The sequence below is a fragment of the Hungatella sp. SL.1.14 genome (assembly GCF_024460495.1).
Taxonomy (GTDB): Bacteria; Bacillota; Clostridia; order Lachnospirales; family Lachnospiraceae; genus Hungatella; species Hungatella hathewayi.
In genome coordinates, this window is sequence record NZ_JANFYJ010000020.1 from 38177 (window position 1) to 61547 (window position 23371).

The 23371-nt window shown below is 42.7% G+C and carries 15 protein-coding genes and 1 pseudogene; 15 read left to right on the plus strand and 1 reads right to left on the minus strand.

What is annotated here, in order from left to right; all coding sequences use genetic code 11:
- Positions 1-29 precede the first annotated feature (29 nt).
- The 11 genes from NE473_RS20280 (at position 30) to NE473_RS20330 (ending at position 14542) form a co-directional block, all read left to right on the plus strand.
- A complete protein-coding gene (locus tag NE473_RS20280) occupies positions 30-2189 on the plus strand; it encodes an SLC5/6 family protein (protein ID WP_243145797.1) in 2160 nt (719 codons plus the stop codon).
- A 45-nt stretch (positions 2190-2234) separates the two neighbouring features.
- Positions 2235-4226 (plus strand): transglycosylase SLT domain-containing protein, encoded by a 1992-nt coding sequence (locus NE473_RS20285; RefSeq protein WP_002591311.1) that lies wholly within the window; start codon positions 2235-2237, stop codon positions 4224-4226.
- Between the two features lie 4 nt (positions 4227-4230).
- Positions 4231-4884 carry a hypothetical protein gene (locus tag NE473_RS20290; RefSeq protein ID WP_002591312.1) on the plus strand — a complete coding sequence of 218 codons (654 nt, stop codon included), beginning with the start codon at positions 4231-4233 and terminating at the stop codon, positions 4882-4884.
- A 381-nt stretch (positions 4885-5265) separates the two neighbouring features.
- On the plus strand, positions 5266-7902 hold the full coding sequence (locus NE473_RS20295) for a VirB4 family type IV secretion system protein (RefSeq protein ID WP_002591313.1): 2637 nt from the start codon (positions 5266-5268) through the stop codon (positions 7900-7902).
- Positions 7903-7906: 4 nt separating this feature from the next.
- Positions 7907-8449 carry a DUF5697 family protein gene (locus tag NE473_RS20300; RefSeq protein ID WP_002591314.1) on the plus strand — a complete coding sequence of 181 codons (543 nt, stop codon included), beginning with the start codon at positions 7907-7909 and terminating at the stop codon, positions 8447-8449.
- Between the two features lie 10 nt (positions 8450-8459).
- A complete protein-coding gene (locus tag NE473_RS20305) occupies positions 8460-9185 on the plus strand; it encodes a DUF6100 family protein (RefSeq protein ID WP_002591315.1) in 726 nt (241 codons plus the stop codon).
- Positions 9186-9307: 122 nt separating this feature from the next.
- Positions 9308-10399: a hypothetical protein gene (locus tag NE473_RS20310; protein ID WP_002591316.1), complete on the plus strand. Its 1092-nt coding sequence runs from the start codon at positions 9308-9310 to the stop codon at positions 10397-10399.
- Between the two features lie 32 nt (positions 10400-10431).
- Positions 10432-11466 carry a DUF6017 domain-containing protein gene (locus tag NE473_RS20315; protein WP_002591317.1) on the plus strand — a complete coding sequence of 345 codons (1035 nt, stop codon included), beginning with the start codon at positions 10432-10434 and terminating at the stop codon, positions 11464-11466.
- A 73-nt stretch (positions 11467-11539) separates the two neighbouring features.
- Complete coding sequence (locus NE473_RS20320) at positions 11540-13471, plus strand: VirD4-like conjugal transfer protein, CD1115 family (RefSeq protein WP_002591318.1); 1932 nt, start codon at positions 11540-11542, stop codon at positions 13469-13471.
- Positions 13464-13757, plus strand: coding sequence for a hypothetical protein (locus tag NE473_RS20325; RefSeq protein WP_002591319.1), 294 nt, complete (start codon positions 13464-13466; stop codon positions 13755-13757). The genes NE473_RS20320 and NE473_RS20325 overlap by 8 nt, the downstream gene beginning before the upstream one ends.
- The gene (locus NE473_RS20330) at positions 13754-14542 is read left to right on the plus strand and encodes a class B sortase (protein ID WP_002591320.1); all 789 of its coding nucleotides are present in this window, start codon (positions 13754-13756) and stop codon (positions 14540-14542) included. The genes NE473_RS20325 and NE473_RS20330 overlap by 4 nt, the downstream gene beginning before the upstream one ends.
- Before the next feature lie 481 nt (positions 14543-15023).
- Here NE473_RS20330 and NE473_RS20335 read toward each other — a convergent pair whose 3' ends face one another.
- Positions 15024-16487: a GntR family transcriptional regulator gene (locus NE473_RS20335; RefSeq protein ID WP_002591321.1), complete on the minus strand. Its 1464-nt coding sequence runs from the start codon at positions 16485-16487 to the stop codon at positions 15024-15026.
- A 160-nt stretch (positions 16488-16647) separates the two neighbouring features.
- Between NE473_RS20335 and NE473_RS20340 the strand changes: the two genes are divergently transcribed.
- From NE473_RS20340 to NE473_RS20355, 4 genes and pseudogenes are all read left to right on the plus strand, one after another.
- Entirely contained in the window at positions 16648-18324 is a 1677-nt protein-coding gene (locus NE473_RS20340) for a diguanylate cyclase (RefSeq protein ID WP_002591322.1), read from the plus strand.
- A 75-nt stretch (positions 18325-18399) separates the two neighbouring features.
- Positions 18400-18665, plus strand: a pseudogene (locus NE473_RS33160) (site-specific integrase); the annotation flags it as partial.
- 59 nt (positions 18666-18724) lie between these two features.
- Positions 18725-21886, plus strand: coding sequence for an ATP-binding protein (locus NE473_RS20350; RefSeq protein WP_166434169.1), 3162 nt, complete (start codon positions 18725-18727; stop codon positions 21884-21886).
- Entirely contained in the window at positions 21883-23202 is a 1320-nt protein-coding gene (locus tag NE473_RS20355) for an ABC transporter substrate-binding protein (RefSeq protein WP_002591325.1), read from the plus strand. Before NE473_RS20350 ends, NE473_RS20355 begins: the two co-directional genes overlap by 4 nt.
- Positions 23203-23371 lie beyond the last annotated feature (169 nt).

Consider the following 23371-nt stretch of genomic DNA (forward strand, 5'->3'; position numbering starts at 1 on the left):
TCATAGATATGATGGATGTCGCAAGCAGTATGTTTACGGAAATTTTATCCTGTAATTTAAATCTGTTTGAAGAATTGTTTGGCGTTGCCGGTAATTTGTACCGGGATGGCATTATGCCGATTGCGGTTATGATTCTTCTTATGATTTTGGTCTGGCAGTTATTTAAGGGAATATTCAGCAAGATAACAACCTCATCGGAGGAGCCAATTGAACTCATACTTCGGTCGGCCATCAGCCTTTTCATGATTGTCTACGCAAAAGATATTGTCAATTATATTCTGAATATTGTAGGAACTCCTTACCAGTGGGTAGCGGGAAGCGCAATCACAGTTAATTCTTTTTCAGCATACGTGACAGCAGCGGAGGCAGTGGTATCTGTATTGGGCATCGATATAATCAGCATTCAGATGCTTTTGTTAATCATGCATTTTGTTGTAGCTTGGAACTATTTTAAAATGCTTTTTATTTTGGCGGAACGGTATGTCCTGCTGGGAATCTTTTCTTATACCGCACCATTGGCATTTGCAGCCGGCGGTTCAAAATCCACAAATAATATTACCACCACATGGGTGAGGATGTTTGGTGGACAGATATTGATTATCATACTGGACGCGTGGTGTCTGAAGATGTTCCTTTCGGGCTATGGTAACTTAATGTCCAGCAGTTATGGATTTACGAAGTTTTTTGCGGCAACCATGTGTCTGATTGGATTTTGTAAGATAACCGCGAAGCTTGATAGTTATATGGCTTCTCTGGGAGTGAATCTGGGCAGAATCGGAGGCGGCCTTAGTGGTATGGGCGCACTTCTTATGGCAGGCCGGCTGCTTCATATGGGAGGCAGCGGTGGCAGAATCGGAGGCGGAAGCCAGGAAAAGGGAACTTCCCCCATGGGATTCAGCACAGGAAAACCAATTCCAATGGGAAGTGGTTCTCCGGACTTTGGAATAGCTGGTATGTCCGGTATGCAGAATAGTTCCAATATTGGCGGCGTGAGTGGTGGAGTAAATGCCGATGAAAACCCAGAACTAGGGGAGGACATTGACTGGCATGGGGCTGAAAATAATTTTGACAGTGGAATGCCTGGTACTGAGAGTGCAAATGCCCCCTTTGGAATGCCGGATGAATCAGATTTTGATGCACAAGAAGGCTCCTTTGACGGGATGGAGAGTAGGGAAGGTATGGATTACCCTGGCTTTAATTATGATGAGGATGTACCTATGGATAGTTCTTATGATGAGGCAGGGGAAATTCCCGGAATGGGATATGGAAAAGATGGGCCGTTTGGAGCCTCCCTTGATGAGCCTGAAGAAGCGTTTGGAACTGAAATCGGAATGGACGAAGGCAATATTTCTGGCTTTGTAGGAGCAGAACCGGGTGGCGGTATGGAGGTATCAGGAGAGACTGGTGGAATTACCGGAATGCAGGATGGCGGGCAGGAAGCAGAACCAGGTGCAGGAATGGCAGACACTGGTATTCTTTCATATGATAGTGAGTCCGCACAGGTAAAAGAACATGCAGGAACATTGCCTGGTGGAGCAGAAGCCATGGCTGCAGATTATGCAGGTGGTTTGGATAGCCCGGCCTCTTCTGTACATTCTGGTCTGCCGGGAACCAGTACGGCAGGAGCCGGCATATTGGATACTGATACCGCAATAAACGAAATGGCAGGTGGTGGCGCCATGGACGAAGGTCAGCCCCATAGCATGGGAATGGATGGCAGTGTTTCCAATGGTGTTGGTGCTGTCTCAGGCGCTGAAAGTATGCAAGAGGTCAAAGGTGTATCCCAGGGCGGAATGGAGAGCGGTACAGTTATGGAAACTGGTACCGGAACTTATGGTCAATCCGGAAAGGGCAGTTCTGATGAAAATTATGGTTCTTATCTTGCGGAGCGTGATGGAGAACGGGATATGCGTTATGATGCCAGTCGGTTTGAAAAACCACAGGGAGCCTATCAGACGATACATGAAGATGGAAAAACCTATTACGAACTTCCGGAAAAGGAACAAGCTCCAGCGGTTTTACCGGAAACAAAAGCGGTTTTGGAAAAGAACGGCATGATACGTCTGGAGAAAGTATACAAGGAAACTCCTCAAGAGAGAGGCGTACCGAAGCAAGCGTCGAAAAAGAAACCGGAGAACAAAAAGAATACCGGAAAGAGGTATGCGGACGGGAAAGGAGAAAAAAGATAACAAACAGCCGGTCTAAATGGGACCGGCTGTTTTATAGGAGAGAGAATGAACGAAGACCGGAGCAATGAGCCGCTTGACAAAGCGGCAGAAACGGCTGCCCGAATCGTTCGGGCAGCGGGGCAGACAGAAAAAATTGCCCATTCGATACAGGCGGTACATGCCGCCGCTGGGGCTGTCAGGGCTGGAGGTGCGGCCAGCGGTGCCACGGTGGGAACCGCGTTGGGGGGACCGCTTGGAACATTAGTCGGCGCTTTGCTTACAAGTAAAACCGTTTGGAAAGTAATAGGTTCTATCCTGCTTACAATCCTGCTTTTTGCATATCTGCTTGTAAATTCTGTCAGCCTTATTTTTATGTATCTCAGCTTTGCAGATGCGGATGCATATGTGTCCCAGGCTCGTACCGCAGAATGCAATAACATAAAAATACAAATAGATGCTCTTTTTGCCGCTGATTCGGCTTTTGAGTCAGAAATATATGGTTTGGTCGAGGCCCTAAGAGATAAGGCAGCAGAGGAAATCCGGGCTGACTATGATAATAACCAGAGTGGATATGATGGGTATGAGGTGGATGATGAATATGAGACAGTCCTGAAACCAAAATTGAGCCAGTATCTGGCCGTTCTGATGGAAGAAACCTGGAACGGGAAACAAATAGAAGGATTTAATGGGTACGGTACAGGGGGAGGGACAAGCAGTCTTACCAGTGCGTATGATGAATATTTTACGCTTGCGTCCGCCACTTATCAGGTGTCAGAAGTACTATTAAAGGCTATGGCAAAAGCAGAATCCGATTTTAATCCAAATTGTGTATCCAGTGCAGGTGCTATTGGAATCATGCAGCTTATGCCCGAAACGGCAGTGAACCTGGGAGTTACCAATCCCTACGATCCTAAACAGAATATTATGGGAGGAGCTAACTATATCTCACAGCAACTTGCAGCTTTTTCTGTTTATCCGAATGGGCTGGAATTGGCGATTGCTGCATATAACGCGGGGCCAGGCGCTGTGAAGAGAGCAGGGTATCAAATTCCCCAAAATGGAGAAACACCAGCCTATGTGCAAAAGGTTCTGGGATATATGGGAGAGGGTGGCGGAAACACGATACCGGGAATCACACAGACCGATTCGTCCATATCGAAAGTGCTCTTAAAATCCTTTATTGATGAAAAAGAGAGCGCCTTTTTTGATTGGGCAGAGACAGGAACACATACAGAAACCATTGGTTCCGGCGATGAGGAAGAAGAAATTGAAATTGTGGACTATTCTATTGTGGTAAAGTTGAATCCACATTTGTCTTCAACAGGAACCGGATATAGTTTCCGTTATGTGACGGACCCAAATAGCTTTAATAACGTGCTGAAGCTGTTCCAGTTAGTTCAAAATGGGAAGGACGGGGCACTGGATATACTGTTTAAGGCCGCAAGCTGGAAAAATTATATATTAGGTTTGGGAGCGTCAGGAGGTATTTATACCAGTACCATCGCTACCGGAGGGGATAAAATCTCCTATGAGACAGTGCCCGGTTGTGTGAGGGAGGTAGTGTATTACAACCAGGGGGAGGAACCCTGGGCCTCTCTTTCCTATGGGGGAAGCACAATACGCACTTCTGGCTGCGGCCCTACAGCGCTTGCTATTGTGATTTCGACACTGACAGGTGAACAGATAACGCCGGAGATGACAGCGCAATATGCAATGGACACCGGAGGATATGTTTCGGGGCGTGGAACCAGCCATGCATATCCGGCGAACGCGGCTCGGAACTGGGGACTGTCGGTGGAACGTGTGAGGCGGGAACAGATGAATCATGTTGTTGCGGAATTGAAGAATGGTAAGCTTGTGGTGGTAATTTGTGCGGAAAATACGATATCAGGAAGCAGCGGACACTTTATCGTATTAACCGGAGTGACCAGTGACGGAAACATAACAATTGCCGACCCTGGAAGCCGGGGGAGGACCGGAAACCTGTACAGCCCTTCCACAATTCGGTCATACGCCAGGGATTTAAGCGATGGCGGCATATGGATTATAGGAGAGTGAAGGAATGAAGCATAGATCAAAATGGAGTTTCTTTTCCAGTCTTGCGCTCAGCCTGATTCTTGGCATATCTGGAGTTTGCCATGCTGATAGTCTGGTGGGGGCAAAAGAAGAAACAATGTGGGGTGAAGAGTATACCGATACAGACACAGGGAAGGGAATGCTGGCTGTCCGGTGCCAGGTGTTTCAGGGGTTTCAGGGCGCAGTCACCATTCATTTTACTGGTTTGGCAGGAGGAAGGACATTTACTGTGTCACTTGATAAAGATGGTGATTATATAGCAAATCTTTCGCTGGCGGGGGAGCAGTACAAAGTAACAGGAGTCACGGCCATATCAGAATTACGGGAATATGACTGCCATGTAGAGCCGAATACTGTTTGTGTGGAAGCTGGCAGGATTTCTATCTGTAAGGTGTTTGTGAAACCGGGCAGTATCCAGAAATTTCCGGAAGAAACTGAAACGCAGATAACAGAGCAGGCTGAAAAACAAGAAATAGCAGAGAGGAAAAAACAGACAGAACAGATAAAGCCAGCCGTGGAGAAAGAGATGTTTAAAACAGAACCGGATTGGAGGAATATACCAGTTTTGGGTATTATTGGCACTGTATTAATCCTGAGCTGTGCCGGCAGCCTGTTTTATTTGAGAAAACGGGATAAATAGGAGGGTGACGAGTAATGAATGAGGATAACCGGATTGATATTTATACAATCCCGCCCAATTTTGCTGAGGAGGGGACAATTCTTTCCGGGCGGGTAAAAACCAGAAATGCATTCGAAACAGCACTGATTCTCGCGGTATTGGTACCAATTATTATGTCACTGAATGTTACGGGAAAGACAAAACTATACATCGGCATGATAGTCCTGGTGCCGGTTATAATCCTGGCTATCATGGGAGTTCAGGGAGAAAGTCTTTTGGCATTTATCGCAAGCTTTTTCAAATTTTTAAAGCGTCGCCGCAACCTGTCCGTACCGGATGAGAGATACCGCTTAGAACAGAGCCGGAAGAGAGAAAGGTCAGAGAAAGGAGGGACGATAAAGCATGAAAGAGGAAAAAAGCGAGAAAAACCAAAGAAAAGCCTGGAGGCGGGAACTACGGAGAGTCAGGAAAAAACTGAAACAGGAGCAAAAAAGAAGAAAACTAAAGCAAAAGGGAGAAAACGCTCCCCAAAAACAGACAAAGGAGAAAATCACAGCAGCAAAGCAGGAGGAGTTTTATGACCTGCCTTACACAAGAGCCTCTAAAGAAATTCCAATTGAATCAATCCGTGACGGAGTGATTCACACAACAGATGGACGGTATGTAAAAATCGTTGAGGTTCTGCCGATTAACTTCCTGCACCGGAGCGCCAGCGAACAGCGTAACATCATTTATTCTTACATAGGCTATTTAAAGATAGCGCCTCCTGAACTGCAGATAAAATCCATCTCGAAAAAGGCAGATATCGGCCTGTATATTGAGGCTGTGAAGCAGGACATTGAGGCAGAGCCGGATGAACGGTGCCGGATGCTCCAAAAAGATTATATCAAGCTTCTGCGTTCGGTCGGATACCGGGAAGCGGTAACCCGGAGGTTTTTTCTGGTATTTTCTGTGGACGGCAGGCGGGGAACTGAGTCTGAAATCGCAGCGACATTAAACTCTTATGCACAGACAGCAAAGAAATATTTATACCAGTGTGGAAATGAAGTTGAAACATCAGATAATCCGACACAAGATATGGTGGAAATGCTGTATCTGCTGTTAAACAGGAAAACCAGCGCCACAGTTTCTCTTTCCCAGAGGTTAAATCAGGTGGCCGAGTGGTATATTCGCGAGAATGGGGAGGAAAGTACCGGCCGGATTCCGGTTGCGGAATACTTTGCGCCCGAAAGACTGGACTTCAGGCATGGGAATTATGTTATCATGGACGGAGTATACCATACATATCTCTTTGTCCCATCGGCAAGGTACCGGAACCGGGTGCCGGCCGGCTGGTTGTCCCTTCTTGTCAATGCGGGGGAGGGTATTGACGTGGACCTTTTTTTATATAAACAGGATAAGGTTAAGACTATTGAGCGCATTGGAAGGAGAATCCGGCTGAACCGCTCAAAAATCAAGGATGCCTCCGATACCAATACTGATTTTGATGATCTCGCAGAGTCAATCCAATCCGGATATTATCTGAAAAATGGACTTGCGGCAAATGAGGAATTTTATTATATTGCTATCCTGATAACCGTAACCGGATACAGCGCAAAGGAAGTGGAGTGGAGGGCTAAGGAAATGAGGAAGCTCTTAAATGCCCAGGATTTAGACACAGTTTCCTGCCTGTTTCAGGAGGAACAGGCATTCTTGTCCGCCCTGCCACTGTTAAAGCTTGATAAAAGCATTTATGAGCGTTCTAAGCGGAATGTTTTGACATCTGGCGCTGCGAGCTGTTACCCCTTCACTTCGTTTGAGATGTCGGACAAGGACGGCATATTGATGGGGGTGAATACTGCAAACAGTTCATTGGTAATTGTGGATATTTTTAATTCATCCTTATATAAAAATGCGAATATTTCTATCATGGGGACAACTGGAGCGGGAAAAACTTTCCTTCTCCAGTTAATGGCCCTGCGTATGAGAAGAAAAAACATACAGGTTTTTATTATAGCGCCAGACAAAGGACATGAATTTGCCAGGGCATGTACCAATATCGGAGGCGAATTTATTAAGATATCGTCATCTTCAAAAAGCTGTATCAATGTAATGGAAATCAGGAAAAAAAATAAGGAAACGAATGCAATCCTTGACGGGGAAGTCATGGAATATTCTGAACTGGCGGCGAAAATCCAGGATTTGCATATTTTCTTTTCTCTTTTGATTCCCGATATGTCCCATGAGGAAAAACAGCTCCTGGATGAAGCATTGGTACTGACCTATCAGCAGAAGGGGATTACCCATGAGAACGAAAGCCTGGTTGACCCGGAAAAACCGGAACAATATAAAGAAATGCCGGTTCTGGGGGATGTTTACAATGAACTGATTAAGAAGCAGGAGACCAAGAGGCTGGCCAATATCTTGAACCGTCTGGTGCATGGTTCTGCCTCCAGTTTCAACCAGCAGACCAACGTGGATCTGAAGAACAAATATATTGTTTTAGACATATCAGAGCTTACCGGGGACTTGCTGCCAGTGGGAATGTTCGTGGCGGTGGACTATGTATGGTCAAAGGTAAAGGAGGACCGGACAGAGAAAAAGATGGTATTCCTGGATGAGGTCTGGCAGCTGATTGGGGCTTCCTCCAACGAACTGGCGGCGGAATATGTTCTAGAGATTTTTAAGATAATTAGAGGTTACGCAGGTGGAGCAGTGTGCGCGACACAAGATTTGTCGGATTTTATGGCGCTCAAGGAAGGAAAATATGGACGTGGCATTATTAACGCCACGAAAACAAAAATCGTCCTTAACCTGGAAAATGACGAGGCAAAAAAAGTGCAGGGGCTGCTTCACCTGTCCGATTCGGAACGCATGGAGATTGTACATTTTGAGCGTGGAAAAGGGATGATTTCCACGAACAGTAATAATCTTACACTGGAATTTAGGGCAAGCCAGCTTGAGAATGATTTGATTACTACAGACAGGAAAGACCTGCAGAACTTGAAGGAACGGCTTGAAAAATTCGGAAACCATGCATATGGTAGGAGGGGAGGATAACTGGATGGCAGTATATATTAGCCCTGAGGTAATGGAGGAGAGGATACTTATGGTAATACGCAAGTATAATGTTCTTTATATGGAACAGCTTTTGAAATTTTTTGATGGGAAAGAAAAGGCTGCAGGAAAAGCGGTGTCAAGGCTTTTAAAGAACAGGCAGATTTACAGAAATCCTTATACCGGCCTTCTTGCATCTAACGAATTTGCCTATTCGCTGAAAGACGAGGGTACAATACAAAGCCTTTGGGTATTAATCGATATGATGCATAAACGGGAAGTGGACGGCCATTATATGGCGGTGAAAGAGGATTTTCCAGTAAGAATCCTGTTTTTCTGTGGTCAGGATATCTACGATATTATTTATATAGGAATTAGGGATTTAAAGCTGGTAAATGGTATGTTCGCCAAAAGCAGGCGCTCAGAGGAAAATAACATTATCGTTTTGGAGGATAAAACGCTAATTAGCCAGATAGAGGTCCCTGGAATCATTGGGTTTTGCGTTGTGAAGGAGGGTGGAGAAGTCGAATATTATAGAAAAAGGACATGAATTTGAGGTGATGGAACAATTGGAACATCAGCTTTTGGAGGTTCAGAGAGTTGCAGGAGTAGTACAGGATAAACTTGCTGAGGCACAGAGCGTAAAAACACTTTATAATCGTAGCGCTTCCAGTTTCCAGTATGGACGACTGTTAGATTGTATGATGGAAGCTTCTGAACGTGCTGAATGTCTGACAGACCGGCTGCGGAGATTTATATTGAGAAACCCATTTAGCAGTTCTCTCAAAGAGGAATATTGTCTGAATTTAGTACAAATCCATAAAATCCGTGTGGAATATGAGGCTTGCATATTGAAAGCAGAACTCCCGGTTTTACTGCCCCACCGTAAAAGTAAATATACAGATTATATCTATAAACCTTTATTTCTGGCTCTGCAGAATTGGTGTAAAGAGCGTCAGCAGCAGGGAAAAGAGATTCCTGTATATGAGCGGGCAACGGTCTGCTTTATTCATGAGTATGATAAGAAACTGCCAGGAACCAGGATTCGGGACCATGACAATATAGAGGAAAAACAGGTAGTGGATGCTTTAGGAATGTACTTCCTTGTATCGGACGGCGGTCTGCATCTAGACACTTATCATACTACCATATTGGGGGAACGGGATTGCACGTTCCTTTTTTTGATGGAATATAACCAATTTCCTAAGTGGATTTGTAAAAGGCACCACCTGGACATCATATCGAAAAATCATCCGATTCCCGCTACAGGTTTTTCGACAGGGTAAAATTTTGGTGAGAGCCTTTAAAAACGTATCCATAGACAGAAAAAAGGAGATTCATTCTACCCAGGGATGGAGAGGACAGGGTATGAAAAGGAACAAAACGGAATAAGAAGAAGGGGACAGATATGAAAATGGATAGAAAAGATGAACTTCTGTTACTTATAGCAGTCAGCGGGGAAATACCGTCAGATTGGATTGGCCGTGCAGTCGGTTCTGAATCTTACGCCGCTGTGCTTTTGACCCGATTGAAGCGTGAGGGAGAAGTTAAACTTCGGAGTAAGGATGGTATCAGAGGTTATCTGCTTCGAAATAAAGCTAAACAGTATCTATTGGTTCATTATTGGGATGATGTGCGGCTCTATTTATCCGGAGCCAACTCCACCAATCACGTGAAGAGTGAGCCAGAAAAACGGTTGCGGCTTCATCGTATGAGTATGGTATGGATTTATATTCATCGCGCTGGGATACGGATTTTTCAGAGTGAAAAACCGAAACTTTTCCCTGTTTTCCATCAGGTTCCGTTCGATTCCTCAACTATCATAGGCAGTACCCCGGTATCTTATTACGGGACAATGGAGTGGAAGCAGGAAACGGACATGGAAATCAAAGGCTCAAGGGCCTGTGGGGTACTGGCGGCGGATCAGTTTTATGTGGTCTACAATACAATGGGAAACCTGATGAAATGGACACCAAAAATAGAACGGAATTTAAAAAGCCGTCTGGAGATACGTCTTAGAAAGTGCAGGCAGATTTTACCGGGCGGTGCCATTATCATGGGAGTCGGTATGGAGATGGTACAGAGAATATTAATCAGTGACGGAGGACTGAAGGGGAACCTCTTTTCTTTAGATGATGTGTATGAGAGTTATTACTATATTCCCTTTTATGCAGAGGCGGCTATTCAACTGAGACTATTAGGCAGTGAAACCGATGGGGTTAGGTTTTACCGCTTTTTGTGTGGCGCGTTAAAAAGCGTGAATAATGACCGATTCTCACCGGAGGCCGGAGAAGATGAGAACGGGACCCCGGTCTACTTTTGTTACTTAATGGATTTGTGGCAGATTAAACGTATTATGAGTCTGCCGTTAAGAAAGGGTGGCAGAATATTCTGTTTTACTTATCAGGCAGAGGTACTCCGTTTACTTGTACCAAAATGGTTTCAGGTGGAGGCAATCCGGCCAGAGAAAGTGTACCGATATCTGGGGTGGAGGCAGTAGGGCAGAGCTGAACAGAAAAAGGAGAGAGCAATATGGAACCGATTTATCAAACTGGTAATGACACGGTAGACCGGTTGAGCCGAATTCGGCTTACCGGCAATGTGATTCCTCCGGCCTGGTACCGAACCATTTTAAGAGACACAGGAAAACCATATTTGATTGCCATAGTAATCCTGTCTGATATAGTGTACTGGTACCGCGCAGCCGAAGTGCGGGATGAAGGGAGCGGACAGCTTCTGGGTTACCGCAAGCGGTTTAAGGCTGACTTGTTGCAGAGAAGTTACCAGCAGATAGCGGAACAGTTTGGGATTACAAAACGGGACGCGACCAACGCGGTGGTGGAGTTAGAGAAACTGGGAGTGGTTCGCCGTGTTTTCCGTACATTGACTTCAAATGGGCAGTCCATCCCCAATGTCCTGTTTCTTGACCTCGATGTGGACATCCTGGAGCGGCTTACCTTCCCGGAGGAGTATAAAGAGGAACCGGAAAGACTAAAAATAAAAGAAAAAAAGAGCCGGCCGACCGGAACGGGAGCACCAAGCAGGCAGTATGCCCGAAATAAGGGAGACGTGTCACTCAAATCGGTGACACCTCCCCCCGAAATTGGTGACATATCTATACTAAAAAAAGTGACATCTCTCTTCGAAATGAGGGAGACAAATACAGAAATTACATACATAGATCACAACAGAGAATATCCTATCCAATCATATCAGGAGTTGAAGGAGGAATTTAAAGAGCAGATTGAGTATGACATTTTAAAAAGGGATTTAGGAGCGAAGGAGGAATTGGAGGAACTGGTGGAGGTGGCCGTGGAAATCCTGGCGTCCAACAGAGATACCATTCGTGTCAACCGGGAGGACAAGCCGGCCGGGCTTGTCAAAGAACAATATCGGCGCTTAACCATGTTCCATATTCAGTACGTGTTATCCTGCCTGCAGGAGACGGAATCAAAGGCGAGGAATATCCGGGCAGTAATGGTGACGGCGCTTTATAACTCCGTGAGTACGATTGGGACCTATTACGGAAATCTGTTCCAGTATCACCAGAAAATAAAACGAGAATAAACATAAATAGGTTGGGAAAGCAGACAATATGGCAGTCTGTTTTTGTTGCCAATTATAGAAATGGAGGATTCAGATGGAGGAAGAACAAAAATTTAGGAAAAAGAAATTTGCCATAGGACTGGCCTGCTTGCTTCTGGTGGCTCTTTATAGCGGCGGTTTCTTACTGCAGCTTATGGTAGATGCCGGTCATGTGAGTCTTAACCCGTTCCGGTGTCTGTATTTTGCGGTATCTTCCATGAATGGCTTAAAAACATCGGTGTTTACCGTATTGCTTTTTTTTGTGATTGCCGGGGTTATTGCATTCCAGGGTAGTATAAGCGATACGGACGGGAAAGATGAGGAACGGAATTTTACCTACTCGAATCTAGGAACCTATGGTACGGCTGGATATATGAAGGATACCGAGCGGAAGAAGGTGTTAAAGGAGAATAAAGATATAAGGAATGTAGATGGAATTATTTTGGGTCTGGAAATGACGAGCGGGAATATATTAAGCCTTCCTGTGAATTCCAGACTGAATCGTAATATTGCCGTGTGTGGCTCACAGGGTTCCATGAAGTCCAGGGCATTTGCCCGGAACATGATTCTTCAGTGTGTCAGACGGGGGGAGAGTATGTTTGTGACGGATCCGAAATCCGAACTGTATGAGGATATGGTTGCATACTTAAAAGAGCAGAACTATACGGTCCGTCAATGGAATTTGATTAACCTTGAAAATTCCGATGCATGGGATTGTTTGGCAGAGATTGACGAGGGAGGACTGATTGATATCTTTGTGGACGTAGTAATCCGCAACACGACTGACAAATTCGATCATTTTTATGATAATGTTGAAATGGATTTATTAAAGGCGCTCTGCCTGTATGTATACCATGAATACAAAGATAAAGATAAAACCTTTGCAGAGAGTTATAAGATTTTAATTAACCAGAGTTTGGAAGCAATAGATGGAATTTTTGACCGGCTCCCTACTTCTCACCCAGCAAAGGGTCCCTACCGACTCTTTGCCAAAGCTGAAAAGGTAAAGGGAAATGCAGTACTAGGCCTGGGAACCCGGCTTCAGATTATGCAGAATGAGAAGGTGCAGAAAATTACCAGCCATAAGGAAATTGATTTAACGTTGCCTGGACGGGAGAAGTGTGCATATTTCTGTATTACCTCTGACCAGGAATCAACCTATGATGTTTTGGCTACGCTGTTTGTGTCTTTTCTGTGCATTAAGTTGATACGGTTTGCTGACCGCCAGAAAAACCGGAAATTGCTGTTGCCAGTGCATTTTATTCTGGATGAATTTCCGAATATTGGGATTGTACCTGATTTCAAAAAAAAGTTGGCAACAGCCAGAGGTCGTAATATTGGAATGAGTATCATATACCAAAATATTCCACAGCTACAGAATCGATATCCGGACGGGCAATGGGAGGAGATATTAGGAGGCTGTGATATGTCCCTGTTTTTAGGCTGTAATGATATGACTACAGCCACCTATTTTAGCAATCGTTCCGGTGAAGTAACCGTGAGTGTGTCCTCGGTCCGAAAAAATTTAAGTACGGTGAGAATGAGCAACTATGTGCCAGGCTATTCAGAATCCAGTTCCGTGGGAAAGAGGATGCTGCTTTTGCCGGATGAGGTACTGCGCTTCCCTCTTGATCAGGCACTTGTGATTATCCGAGGACAGAAAATACTGCGTGTAAGGAAGATGGATTATACTATGCATCCAGATGCAAAAAAACTTATCCAGGAAAAAACGGATTCTCATGTGCCGGTATGGAGACGGGAAGAGGAACTGAGAGCTGAACAGGATAGTAAGGTCCGCCAGGAGGATATCGGGGAGCAGGAATCCGGATTTGAACAGGGAATCTGGTCTGGGAAGGATTTGAAAAAGGAAGATGAATCCCAAGAAGTTGGAAAAAGCAAGGCTAATGAAAAAAACATTCAGGAGGAACCGACAGAGCGGAAACTGGGAATAATAGAGAAAGTGGAGGATTTATTTACAGATGAATGATAGCTTAACTTTTGAAAAGAAAGAGTTGAAATTTCTTTTGGAACGGGAGTTTTTCATACATATAGACTCATTTGAGGATGAAGATTATGCAAAAGCCCGGAGGGCGATTTTTGTTTATGAAAATGCGGACGAGTTTTTTGAGGCTACGGGATGGGAAAGAAACAATCCAGAACTTCGGACTGAGGATTATCTCACCGAGAACCGAGTCTGTCGTTGGTGGAACGGCCGTTTTATTTATTTTTCTAGGATTTTGTGGGAAGATAATCGGGGGACGGGGCTGGAATGATGAAAGGGATTGTTATGACCACACTTTTTATTCTTACTATATTTTTGACCGTTCTATTGGCTCATAATTGGCAGGGATTAGATTCTGAGCAGCAGGCGTTTGTAGAGTTAGCGGCTTACATTGAGGATAAAAAGAAGAATGTATTGGATGAGGGCACAGATAGTGAAAACGTTAAAACCGTGGATAATAAGGGAAAAATAGAAGATAAAGAGGCGAAAATTCTACCGGAATATCATGAACTGGCCTTGAAAAATCCTGATTTTGCTGGATGGATTGTTATTGATGATACTGCGATTAACTATCCAATCATGCAAACTCCAAAAGAACTGGAATATTATCTACACCGGGATTTTAAAGGCAAGGCCTCTTATGCCGGAACTCCTTTTGTGGGAAGGGGGAACCTGCAGGAGAAAAGAGATCTCTTTTTATATGGACATAACATGAGAAATGGGACAATGTTTGCCGATTTGCTAAAGTACCAGAAGAAGCCATTTTGGGAGGCCCATCAGGTCATTCAAGTGGATAATCTCTATGAGCATCGGGAATACCGGGTATTTTCGGTATTCTATGCAGAAGAAACAGAATGGAGTGAAGAGGGAGGGCTGTTTGCTGATGCTGGTTTGGGGAGCATGAAAAGAGAGGAATTGATTGAAGTACTAATTGAGAGAGGGATGCATGAAAATCGAATATTTCCAGATCATCGTGCTCCACTGTTATTCCTAATTACATGTGGTTACTGGAAAAAGGACAGCCGCTTGGTTGTTGTGGCCATCCGGGAGAAATGATAGGGTAGAAGCGTGTAGTTGCTGATAAGTGCGATGTGATACATAACTTCAGCCAACTTTCAAGGAAAATTGCAGTGAAAAGTATTCTAACCGGCAGAAAATATTCGGTATGCCCAGAATGGTATTGTTACAATTCTGAACAGTAGCAATTCGAGCCGCAGAAAAGTACAAATAAGAGGTTGTTGATATGATTTACTAATGATATTGCTGTTGCAATAAAATATGATAGTAACACATCGTCTGTCTTTCCCATAAAGCATAGTAAAACTGTATATCCCTGTGCAAATAAAAGACGTCAATCATACAGAACGGGCTTAGATGAAGGTTATATGATATATGGTAAAATATGGATAATAAAATTATGGAGGGCACCGGAAAACCGGGCCCGCCTTTTGTAAAATAATCGTAGTAAGTGAGAGGTCGAGGTCTTATACTCTCCAACAAGAAGAAAAGGTTACCACTTTTCATTCAGTGCTTGTAACTAGTATTTTTCTGGAACCCGGATATTAGCAACATTATGAAACTTATATTTTTCTACCATACGTTTCTTCATAAGAACCAAATTGTAACGGTAGCAATCTGCTATACCATCCGCAAAGGAGTCAGCATTACCTTCACGTAATTGCTCAAGTGCTAGAATGACTTGCTTGTTGAGATGTGAAAGAGTATGTTTCTTTGACGGATAATAAGCAAAATGGTGTCCCCATTCAAGAAGATGATTGGTCTTAGATAATATAACATATAAGGGTTCTAAAGTGGTATGTTTCATTATAGATTCCAAAATATCTGCCAAATGAATAGAGTCAGAAGAAGTAAATTTATCTGCCAACTCATCCAGTTCTTCTCTAGAAAACCTTGGAGCTGCAACTAATGCTGCCGGACGAATAATTAATACCATTAGCTGTAGAGCGTGAAGGTAACGTTGTGCTTTTTCTACATATCCGGAATTAAGAGCCAGCTGATGAAGTTTCGTATCATCCGGTTTTATAACAATAGTGCCTTTACCATTTAATGTCTTTACAAAACCTCTTTGTTCAAGTTCTGATAACGCCTTTCTGACCGTCGATATAGATACATCGTACTGTTTGGCCAGTTGCTTTTCGTATGGAAGAAACATTCCAACAGAATACTCTCCAAGACCAATTTTTAGATTCAGATCATCAATAATTTTTGAGTAAAAATAATCCTGACCACGCATGGGATTCCACGAAAACTTCAAACCCGTTTGTGCAGGACATTTGGGATTGGTCTCTGACAGGTGATTTAACGTATTTTGAATGGCATCCGTAAGTCTTTGATACATATTTGAGAGCTGGTTGTACCTTGTGAGTGGTTCATCGCCCTTTAATATATCCATAATGACATTGGTTGCAGATATAGATTCCGTTAAAAAGTGTTTAGAGAAATAGGGGCACTCTTCTGTAAAAAATGTAAGTTTGTTATAAAGACTAAACGTAGAATATAGTTCGCTTAATAGGGGATTGCCACCTATTTTTAATATATTATATCCTAATTTAGAAAGAGGACGCCATCCGCCAGTAGCGTATCCTAAATGCAATGCTTTTACAGCCTGTTTATAGTGAGGTAGTACCTCCACATCACAGCCCTGCAAAGCAAAAACCAGAAGTGAAGGCAGTATTAAAGCAGAGGTCTGATATATTTGTAAAATACCTTCCTTTTGTTTTAAAATTTCGAAAACAGTATTTGATGGATTAGAAGTATCTTTTGTTGAAACAACAATCGGCGCAAGGCGAGGCTGAATATTCACCAGTCCTTCCTCCCTCAATGCTTCAAAAACGCGGTTAATCGTATATCTGCTTACATGGAATTGGTCACAATACATCCTTGAAGATGGCAAGGCATTTCCAGGAAGTATTTGGCCCTCCAAAATACACTGCTTAATTTCGTTATATACAAATGTAAATTTTGTTTCTTGTCGATTCATAATTCGCCTCCTATCTGTTTGAATTATATCATGATGGAACAAATTTGTCAGTAATAAAAGACATAACCTATTTGCAAACCTTACCAATATAGTTATTGCCAGCTTGTAGAGATAACAGATATAATAAAACCGTAAAAATATAGGAAAAGGGTTGAGTATCATGGAAAAACAAAAAATTTTAATTGTGGACGATTCAGAAATGAACCGTTATCTTTTAATAGACATTTTAAAAGAGCACTATGATGTAGTTGAGGCTGAGAACGGTGTTGAAGCAATTTCTCTTCTTTCAAAGCAAAGAACAGATTTCTCCCTTCTGCTTCTGGACATTATGATGCCTGAAATGGATGGATTAGAAGTATTAGCCTACATAAAGAAACACCACTGGGATGACACCTTCGCTGTTATTATGATTTCTGCTGCTGATTCTCCTGCTAATATAAAGCGTGCCTATGACTTGGGGGCTTTTGACTACATTAGCCGTCCTTTTGATTCGACCATAGTCCGGCGTCGAATTTCTAATACGATGTTTTTATATGCACGCCAGCAACATCTTGAGAAAATTATCGTAGAACAATTTCAGGAGACGGAAAAGAATAATAAACTGATGATCTCAATCCTGGCTCATATCGTGGAGTTCCGTAATGGAGAGAGCGGCTTACATATTCTGCATGTTATTACGATTACAAAATATTTGCTGAAGCAGTTGATTCAGCTTACAGATCAATATCTTTTGTCCAAAGCAGATATTTTTTTAATTAGCACCGCTTCTGCGCTTCATGATATTGGGAAAATCTCAATATCAGATTCAATACTGAATAAACCTGGTCGACTGACGGCAGAGGAATTTGAAGTAATAAAAACTCACTCAATAGTTGGTGCCAATATTCTATTAGACCTGCCCATTGAGCAGCAGGAGGCTCCGCTTGTCAAAATGGCTGCTGAGATTTGTCGATGGCATCACGAAAGGTATGATGGTAATGGTTATCCGGATGGATTAAAGGGGGAGGAGATTCCCATAGCTGCCCAGGTGGTTGCCCTAGCCGATGTTTACGATGCCTTGACAAGTGAGCGATGCTATAAGAAAGCTTATTCACATGAAGAAGCTTTGAAAATGATCTTAGAAGGACAATGTGGTGCATTTAATCCTATTCTTTTACTGTGTCTGCAAGAAATTGCGGACATACTTGAAAGTGAGCTTCTGGATGCCTCCCCGGAACAAGAGACTAAAAATATTCAGGATATAAGAAATAAAATAGACTACGACCGGCTGTTTCCCTATGAAAAAGACACTTTTCTGTCCAGTAAACAGAGGCATCTGCAATTATTATATATTGATTCCTTAACCGGTATTTACAATCGCCGTTATTACGACGAACATTTTCAAGGCGCAAATGATATTCAGGCTATGGTGGTAATTGATGTAGATAATTTTAAGCATATCAATGACAATTATGGTCATGATGTTGGCGATATCGTATTGCAGAGTATTGCACAAACTGTGTTATCCTGCGTACGAAAAACAGATGTCGTTATCCGTTATGGTGGCGATGAATTTGTAATTATCTTTTTTAGTATACCTGCAGATATATTTGAGAAAAAACTGGAGAGGATTAGGCACTCTGTTGATAGGATGACAATTGATGCTCGTCCCGAACTGCATATGTCTGTAAGCATAGGTGGAGCATATGGAATTGGAACTATAAAAAAGTTCTTCAAAGCTGCGGACAATATGATGTATCAATCAAAAAAAACTAAAAATCAGGTGACCATGTGTTTTCTGAATGGGAAAGAGGAAGCACAGACAACAAGAGAACTCTCGCAAGGTTATAACGATTAAGAATCTAGAAGGACTGTGGGAACTTGTCGCAGATGATAATATGGATAACTGCGTCAGTGTGACCAGAATGTGGGAAGTTATCGGCATGAATCCGGACATGCTCAGGTCAGCATGGTCACAGATGTATATTCCCATATCCTGGATGATGATCGGAAGAAAAATGCAGGACTGTTTGAAGAAGCATTTTATGAGAAAAAAATCTGGATCCGCAGATGCATCCGAATACAACAGAAAATACGGTGACGGTTCCGGAAGGCGTTGATGCAGAACTACTGGGAAAGGTTCTTTCCAACCCGGAGATGGCAGCACCTCTTACTTCACTGGCGAAGACGATGAAGTGAAAAATAGTGTAATTTTAGTGGAAAAATAATTCATGAATCGATTAATGGAGGTGGACAATTTGATAAAGGTTACACTAACGAATGAAATTTTAAAAAGGATATCGGAAATTGATGAAAATCGTTTTTCTCTCAGCACGATAGAATTGCCACCTGTTACAAAGAATAGACTTAGAAAAAACTCCAAGAAAAAAAGTTCATATGCTTCTAATAAGATTGAGGGGAATCCATTGACTGAAAAACAGGCAAGTGAAGCCATTGACAGTGAGCCGCACAAACACTTTTTGAAGCCGGAACAGGAAGTTCGCAATTACTTTCTGGCCTTAAATCTTCTGGAAAAAAAACTGAAAAAGAAAGAGTTCTTTTCAAAAGAGATGATTCTTGAAGTGCAGGCAATGGTTGAAAAAGGTGCCGGGAAAGAAAAGATAGGATTAAGAGGTCCTATGCCGCCAGGCGTATTATTTGCAGTATATGATTCTGAAACAGGAGTACCAGAATATATTCCACCGGAGTATATAGATATTCCGGTGTTACTGGATGAACTTGTTGAATATGTAAATACTACAGATGATCATCCGTTAATCATTGCCGCCGTTGTCCATCATCAACTGGTTACCATTCAGCCTTTTGAAGAGGGGAATGGAAGAACTGCCAGACTAATGTCAGGGTATATTCTTGATTATTATGGATACGGTTTTAATGGAATTGGTTCTCTGGAAGAATATTTTGCCTATGATCCAGATGAGTATTATGCATCGCTGCAAATGGGATTACCTGCATTGTATTATTCAGGAAGAGAAAATCCTCCTCATCCGGAAATCTGGATCAATTATTTTTTGAAAATGATGGGATTGTGTTCTAAAAAGGTATACGAGTTATCGAAAGCGTCAGAGAAAGATGAATTAGAAGGAAGTCTGTCTTATTTAAATACAAAAGAAAAAGAATTTTTAGTGTTCTTGTTAAAAAAGCGATTATACGAGTTTACACCAATTGAAGTAAGTAAGATGATTGTCCACACTTATATACTAACACCAATGAAAAAGATGTGGAAGAATAGAAACAAAAAGAAAAAAGGTATTTCCCTGCTCTTTTCCATGGTACTTATTTTTTGTATTTTAGGCGTTTTTGTTGGTTCTGTTTCAAGGAAAACATCTGCCGAAATGTCAGAGTCAGCAATTCAGAATTTGACAGAAAGTCTGGACTTGATTAAGTGTACGATTGAGGCAATTTTGAAAAATGAAGCAGAGTTCCAGAAACTCATTGCGCAGGAGATTGCCGATACAGATAATCCACAGGAATATGTCCAGAGGTATAAAAAAAATCAAACAATGGTGAAAATGTCGTTGATTTTAACAGGTGAGACGGAAGGAGTTTCCAATGTAGGGGATACATTTTCTGAAAATGAGCTGGAGTTCTCTTTGGGGAAAACTGTGGAAGGAATGGCCATATCCCAATCTTATCTGAATTATATGGGAACATGGGCATATACCATGAAATGTCCTGTTATTCGGGATGAAAAGGAAATTGCAGTACTCTATATAGAATATATATATGATTCCATTGACAAATCTCTTCCCAAAGGATTTTATGACCAAAAGGCGATGTTATATATTATGGACGCCAAAAGCGAGAGATTTGTATTGAAACCGAAAGGGATGGGGGAACGAAGCGCAGGTCATCTGAATCTGGAGGATTTCTACAGAGCGAATGATATTCAGACGGAAAACTTGCGGCAGGAAGTTTCTGAGTGTTTGAAAAATGGCAAAGATATTATGTTTTACCATAATGTTCAGGGGAAGAACGCTCTGAATTATATGTGGGCGGTGAACGGCGGCTCAACTTATCTGGTTGGTTATGTACCGGTCGAAGCGATTCAGAAGGAGGGAAAAACGGTTAATCAGAATATTAACACCGTTGTATTCACAATGCTGATTGCTTTTGCTTTATGTTGTATTCTTTTCTATGTAAACAGAAGACAGCAGGATAAAATCAGAAAGGAAAGAGACGAAGAGAGAGAACTCTATAACAAACAACTTGCAGAAGCGCTGCAGGCAGCGCAGGTTGCGAACAATTCCAAGACAACCTTTCTTTCCAATATGTCTCATGATATCCGTACCCCAATGAATGCGGTGCTTGGATACACGACCCTTTTGGCTAAAGATGCAGAGAACCCGGATAAGGTCAGGGAATATACAAAAAAGATTCTGACATCCGGACGGCATTTGCTCAGTCTGATAAATGATATTTTAGATATTTCCAAGATTGAGAGCGGAAAAGTGGTGTTGAACTTTGGGAGGTTCGCTTTCACTGATCTGGTATCAACCGTAGAGGATATTGTCCGCCCCATGTCCGAGGAGAAGCATCAGAAGTTTTCTGTCGAGATATCAGGGATTGAGCATAAGTATTTCATGGGAGATGATACGAGAGTCAATCAGATATTGTTCAATCTTCTCTCTAATGCGGTAAAGTATACACCGGAAGGAGGAAATATCTGGCTCCGTCTGATTGGACTTCCACAGAGAACAGCCCAGTTTGAACATATTCGCATTGAGGTTGAAGATAATGGTTTTGGAATGGCGCCGGCGTTTTTAGAGACTATTTTTGATGCATTTACCAGAGCGGAAAACAGCACGACAAATAAGGTTCAGGGAACCGGACTGGGCATGGCGATTACCAAAAATATTGTAGAGCTTATGGGAGGAACGATTCAGGTTTTCAGTGAGGTAGATAAAGGCAGCCTATTTCGAATTGAGTTGGAATTTCGTATATCGGAAGAACAGGCAGAATCGAAAGAAGAATGTCTGACAGATATCAATAATAGTAGTCTGGAAGGGCTGCATTTTCTTGCTGCAGAGGATAATGAAATTAATGCAGAAATATTATCAGAAATACTTGAAATGGAAGGAGCGGATTGTGTAATTGTTGAGAACGGCAAGTTGGCTCTGGAACGTTTTAAGAATTCCGCAGCCGGAGAGTTTGATGCAGTTTTAATGGATGTGCAGATGCCGGTCATGAATGGGTATGAGGCTACAAGAGCAATCAGGTCCTTAGAGCGCAGGGATGCCAAGACGATTCCGATTATTGCCATGACGGCGAACGCATTTGCAGAGGATGAAAAAGACGCTCTGGAAGCAGGAATGAATGTCCATGTGGCAAAACCTATTGATATTGAAGTGTTAAAAAGAGCAATCAAACAATGTATAATGGGAGGAAATATGTCATGAGAAAAAACTGGAAACAAAGATTAAAGAGGCAGATTGCAGTTTGCATGGCTGGTTTGTTCGTATTGGGAATGACTGCATGCGAAAAGCAGGGGGATACGGACCGTAATCTGATACAATCGGAAAAAGAGGAAACAAGAATCGTAAGACTTTATAGCCCAATGGAAAAAACAAGTCCGGATGCGGAGAATGTTGCGAGGAGTGCATCTGATAAAACCATTGCAATGGCAGAAGAAGCACTGGATATCTACGTGGAATATGTTACATATACCGCAGAGAATTATCAGGATAAGACATATGATGATGTAGCGATTGACAGAATTCGCAATAACATGGATGATGTGTATTTACTGAATCCGGATGTGATCCAGAAAATGGCCGAAGAGGGAAAATTGATGGACCTGTCAGAACTTGATAGTGCGAAAAATCTGCGGGAGGTTGTGAAGGCTGCGAATGTTTATGATGGAAAGCTTGTGGCAATTCCTCAGGAAGTAGTGGCATATGGCCTATTTGTAAATAAAGATATGTTTGATGATTATGGCTTGGAATTGCCTGAAACGCCGGAGGAATTTCTGGAGTGCTGCAGAGTATTTAAGGAAAACGGAATTGAAACGCCGGTAGGAGCGAATCGCTGGTGGCTGGAGACGTTTGTTTTGGCACAGGCCTATGCAGATTTATATAATGGAGGAAATACAGAGGCAGAAGTAGCCGCCTTAAACAGCGGAGAAAGGAAATATAGCGATTATATGCGTCCGGGCTTTGCATTTCTGCAGGAATTGATCGACTGTGGATATATTGATGCTGAAAAAGCGCTTGTCAGCGAGGCAATTGAAGGGGAAGGTCCGGATTTCCTTGCCCAGAAAACACCGATTGTTATGGCTTATTGGGGCGCCGCAAATTCGGATACTGCTTATGGAGCCCCTGATTTTGAACTGCAGGTTATCGGATTTCCCAGCAGCCGAGGGCAGATGCCCGTTATGCCTATGACAGGAATGGCAATTGGAGTGGGTTCGGAACATGCAGAAGATGCAATGCGTGCGTTGGATGTGATGACCTCTGACGAAGCTCTTCAGGTTTATACTGAAACAAATAAGGTGATTTCTCCGTCCAAAAATATTAAGGTAGATTGTATACCGGCTTTGAAACTATTGAATGACAGAATAGAAGAGAATGTTTTTGTCCTTGGTTCTAATGCGGGAATGAAACTGGAACAATGGGGGAATACCTGTCTGATCGTGAGAAAACTGCTTGAAGGTGCAACGGTAGATGAATGCATGGCAGAGTTTGACAGACTGCAGGAAGAAACTTTAAGTAACTAAGACTTCCCATACCCAAAATGGGCTTCGCACCTTGCTACGAAAATAAATACCTCGTAGCAATCCCCACACATTGACAACAAATGTTTTCAACAATCATGAAGACACGACAAATAGAGCAGCTAAACAGCTGCCTGTCCATAATGAATCATCAGGCGGAGGCTTGGTATAG